We start from the raw sequence: 1,192 nt of genomic DNA, 5'->3' as shown, positions 1-1,192 counted from the left end.
TGTTCCCATGCGCTGTCGTCATGCTTGGTCACGGTGACGAAATCGGTGCCAAAGAACACCGCTGTCACACCCTCCACGCCAAAGATACGCGCCGCCAGCGGCGATTGCGCGGCAGCCTCGGGGCTGACAAAATCAGCGGTCCCGGCCTCCAGCACTTCCTGACCGGGCAGGAATTTCAAAGTGGCGGGGTTCGGTGTGGATTCGGTTTGAATAAACATCGGAGCGTCTCCATTTCCTGACCCGGATATGCGTATTCCGAGCGGAAAAGTCAAGAATTGGAACGATTCTAAATCAGGTGATCTGCTCAAGCTGCTCTTTTGACAGCTCGCCGGGCACAATTGTCATCGGAACCGGCAGGTTACCTGCGCTTTTGGTCATTTGCGTCACCAGCGGCCCCGGCCCCTTTTTCCCGGTGCCAGCACCCAGAACCAGCACACCGATCTCCGGGTCTTCGCGGATCTGCGACAGGATTTCGGTCACCGGCTCGCCCTCGCGGATCACCAGTTCGGGATCGATGGAGTGCTTGTCGCGCATCCAGCGGGCGAAGACCTCGTAATGGGCGATGATCCGTTCGCGTGCTTCTTCGCGCATGATGTCGCCGACGCCGATCCAGTGGTTGAATTCCTCGGGCGGGATCACCGACAGCACCTGAACGCCGCCGCCGGTATGCTCGGCCCGCATGGTCGCGAAACGCATCGCGTTCAGGCATTCACGGCTGTCATCCAGCACGACCAGAAACTTACGCATCCCTGAAATCCTTTTGTTACATGCCGATCTTGGCGGCATGACGACCATGTTGCAAGCGGGCGATTCCGCCGCCTTTTCCTGGTCGAAATACTCTCGCCGAAGGCGTGACGCTGCCCAACAGGGCAGCGTCATCCGCATCAGCGCCGCCTGACGCGCCATTCACGTGTTTCAGCGCGAGCGCACCATGCCGACGATGTCATAGGTCTTGGCAAGAATCGGCGCGGCGATTTCCTGCGCCCGCTCGGCCCCGCGCCCCAGAATGCGGTCAATCTCCGAAGGGTCCTGCATCAGCCGGGCCATCTCGGTCGAGATCGGCTCAAGCTTGGCCACCGCCAGATCGGCCAGCATCGGCTTGAACTGGCCGAATTGCATCCCGGCGACCTCGGCCATCACATCGGCCACGGTCTGATCCGCCAGAGCGGCATAGATGTTCACCAGATTGCGG

General features: G+C 60.6%; 2 protein-coding genes and 1 pseudogene. All 3 read right to left on the bottom strand.

All coding sequences use genetic code 11. The annotated features are described in order from the left end of the window. Nucleotides 1-218 (bottom strand): NifU N-terminal domain-containing protein (locus tag ABYW26_RS14640; RefSeq protein WP_372605651.1); only part of this gene is annotated, 218 nt, incomplete at its 3' end. Nucleotides 219-291: 73 nt separating this feature from the next. Further along, nucleotides 292-747, bottom strand: coding sequence for a universal stress protein (locus ABYW26_RS14635; RefSeq protein ID WP_372605650.1), 456 nt, complete (start codon nucleotides 745-747; stop codon nucleotides 292-294). Between the two features lie 168 nt (nucleotides 748-915). Then, nucleotides 916-1,192, bottom strand: a pseudogene (locus ABYW26_RS14630) (tryptophan--tRNA ligase); the annotation flags it as partial.

It is taken from the genome of Actibacterium sp., assembly GCF_041584535.1.
GTDB lineage: Bacteria > Pseudomonadota > Alphaproteobacteria > Rhodobacterales > Rhodobacteraceae > Actibacterium_D.
This window is presented reverse-complemented; position numbering and strand designations above follow the sequence as displayed.

Excerpts from the sequence above, each read along its gene's own strand:
- ABYW26_RS14635 (WP_372605650.1), bottom strand. The coding sequence starts at position 747 with ATGCGTAAGTTTCTGGTCGTGCTGGATGACAGCCGTGAATGCCTGAAC.